We start from the raw sequence: 2,648 nt of genomic DNA, 5'->3' as shown, positions 1-2,648 counted from the left end.
CCCCGCACCGCGTCACCCCGGCCCGCCGCCGTCGCGGACCGGGCTGGGTGCCGCAGCAGCACGGCGCGTGGGCGATGCTCGTCGTCCCGGTGCTGGTGGGCGCCCTGCTCGCCGGGCCGACGTGGCGGCACGGGCTGCTGCTCGTCGCCTGGCTCGTGGCGTTCCTCGCGTACAACGCCGCGGGGCTGTGGCTGAAGGCGTCCCGTCGGCCGCGGTACCTGCCGCCCGTCCGGGCGTACGGCATCGCGACGACGGTGCTGGGGCTCGCGCTCGTCGCGAGCGCGCCGTCGGTGCTGTGGTGGGCGCCCGTCTTCGGCGCCCTGCTGGCGGTGAGTCTCGTCTGCTCGGCGCGACGGGCGGACCGGTCCTGGCTGAACGACGGCGTCACCGTCGTCGCGGCGATGCTCATGACGGTCGTGTCCGCGGGTCTGGGCTCCCCCGGCCCGCTGCCCGGCGCCGACGACGCGCGCACGTGGGCGGCGACGGGCCTGCTCGCCGCCTACTTCCTCGGCACGGTCCCGTACGTGAAGTCGCTCATCCGCGACCGCGGCGACCGGACGGTGCTCGCCGTCTCGGTCGGGTACCACGGGGTGCTCGTGGCGGGCGCGCTCGGCGCGGTCGTCGTGGCCGCGCCCGACGTGGCCGGTGCCGTCGTGTGCGGGGTCGTCGCCCTCGGGCTGCTGGTGCGCGCGGCGCTCGTCCCCCGGCGCCGACCGTGGCCGTCGGCGAAGGTGATCGGGCTCGGCGAGATCGCCGCGACGGTCGTCGTCACCGCCGCGACGCTCGTCGTCGTCTGAGCCGCGACGCTCGTCGTCGTCTGAGGTCGTCCCGTCAGGCCAGGCCGAGGTCCGCCAGGCTGAAGAGGGAGTGGTAGGGGACGCCGAGGGCCTCGATCTTCGCCTGCGCGCCCGTCGCGCGGTCCACGATCACCGCGACACCCATGACCTCGGCGCCGACCTCGCGCGCGGCCTCGACGGCCGCGATCGGCGAGCCGCCCGTCGTCGAGGTGTCCTCCAGGACGACGACCCGACGCCCCGCGATGTCGGGGCCCTCGATGCGCCGCTGCATGCCGTGGGCCTTCGCCTCCTTGCGGACGACGAACGCGTCGAGGTCCTGCCCGCGCGACGCGGCCGCGTGCAGCAGGGACGTCGCGACGGGGTCGGCGCCGAGCGTCAGACCACCGACCGCGTCGATCTCGGCCGTGCCGAGCCCGACCTCCTCGAGCAGGTCGAGCATGAGGTGGCCGATGAGCGGGGCCGCGCGGTGGTGCAGCGTGACGCGGCGCAGGTCGACGTAGTAGTCGGCCTCGCGGCCCGACGACAGCGTGACCTTCCCGTGCACGACCGCGAGGTCCTGGATGAGGGCGAGCAGCTGCTCGCGGGGCGTCGGCGAGAGGTCGTGGGTCACGGCCCCCAAGGCTAGCCCGTGGGCCGCGGCCGGACGCCGCCGTCTCGTCCGTCAGGCGGCGGTCGTCGCGACGTCTCGGCGGCCCGCGTCGGGCGTCTCGGTGTCGCGGCGGGCCGCGTCAGGCGTCGGCGTCGGCGTCGGCCGGGGCGTCCTCGATCGCGCGGCGGTAGCGGCCGATCGCGCGGATCGCGGACCGCGGGGCGATGCGGACCAGGGCCGACATCGTGCGGTAGCGGGTGCTCGGGGTCGAGATGACGACGCCGCGGCGGACGTCGGCCAGGGCGGTCGCGACGACGTCCTCGGCGTTCAGCCAGACGATCTCCGGGTACTGGCTCATGTCGATGCGGCCGCGCTCGTGGAACTCGGTGTGCGTGAAGCCCGGGTTCACGACGGTCGCGGTGACGCCCGTGTCCTTGAGCTCGACGGCGAGCCCCTCGGTGAACGAGCGGACCCACGCCTTGTGCGCCGAGTACGTGCCCGACGCCATGAGCGCCGCGACCGACCCGACGTTGAGGATCGCGCCCCGGCCGCGCGCGACCATCGCCTCGGCGGCCGCGTGCGAGAGGACGAGGACCGCGCGGACCATGACGTCGAGCGCCGTGAGCTCGCGCTCGAGGTCGCCGCCGACGAACTCCTGGTTGATGCCGAAGCCCGCGTTGTTCACCAGCAGGCCGACGGGGCTCTCGTCGCTGCGCAGCCGGTCGGCCACGCGGGCGACGTCGTCGGGCTGCGTGAGGTCGGCGACCAGCACCTCGGCGCGGATGCCCGCAGCGGCCTCGAGCTGGGCGGCGAGGCGCGTGAGGCGCTCCTCGTCGCGCGCGACGAGGACGACGTCGTGCTTGGCGGTGGCGAGCTGCCAGGCGAACTCCAGGCCGAGACCGGCGCTGGCGCCCGTGACGAGTGCGGTTCCCATGCGGCCACCCTACGGACCGTCCGGGCCCTGTCGCAGCGCTTCGGCGAGCCGTCCCCAGCCCGGCCCCGCGTCGCGGTGTCCACGGCTCGCCCGGGCGGGTCCGCGGTGTGGGCCGGGGCTCGTAGGGTGGGCGGGTGCCCGCCGGACCCGCCCGACCCAGCTCCCGTGCCGTCGCGTCGGCGGCGTGGACGGACGACGTCCCGCTGCCCGACGAGCCGCCCTTCGACCCGTCCTACGACGAGCCGCCCATCGACGCGGCGTACGACGAGCCGCCGTTCGACCCGGCGTACGACGCCGCACCGCCCGACCGTCCCTCGCGGGGAGGTGG

At 75.9% G+C, this 2,648-nt stretch carries 4 protein-coding genes; 2 read left to right on the top strand and 2 right to left on the bottom strand.

Annotation, left to right across the window (positions count from 1 at the left end; all coding sequences use genetic code 11):
• On the top strand, nucleotides 1-797 hold a 797-nt coding region (locus tag HGA02_RS15850), incomplete at its 5' end, for a YwiC-like family protein (RefSeq protein WP_246247895.1).
• Between the two features lie 34 nt (nucleotides 798-831).
• Here HGA02_RS15850 and pyrE read toward each other — a convergent pair.
• The gene (gene pyrE, locus HGA02_RS15845; protein WP_168680044.1) at nucleotides 832-1,407 is read right to left on the bottom strand and encodes an orotate phosphoribosyltransferase; all 576 of its coding nucleotides are present in this window, start codon (nucleotides 1,405-1,407) and stop codon (nucleotides 832-834) included.
• Nucleotides 1,408-1,525: 118 nt separating this feature from the next.
• On the bottom strand, nucleotides 1,526-2,320 hold the full coding sequence (locus tag HGA02_RS15840; RefSeq protein ID WP_168680043.1) for an SDR family NAD(P)-dependent oxidoreductase: 795 nt from the start codon (nucleotides 2,318-2,320) through the stop codon (nucleotides 1,526-1,528).
• 134 nt (nucleotides 2,321-2,454) lie between these two features.
• Here HGA02_RS15840 and HGA02_RS15835 point away from each other — a divergent pair.
• Nucleotides 2,455-2,648 (top strand): hypothetical protein (locus tag HGA02_RS15835; protein WP_210728667.1); only part of this gene is annotated, 194 nt, incomplete at its 3' end.

The sequence above is a fragment of the Cellulomonas septica genome (genome assembly GCF_012396155.1).
Taxonomy (GTDB): Bacteria; Actinomycetota; Actinomycetes; order Actinomycetales; family Cellulomonadaceae; genus Cellulomonas; species Cellulomonas septica.
This window is presented reverse-complemented; position numbering and strand designations above follow the sequence as displayed.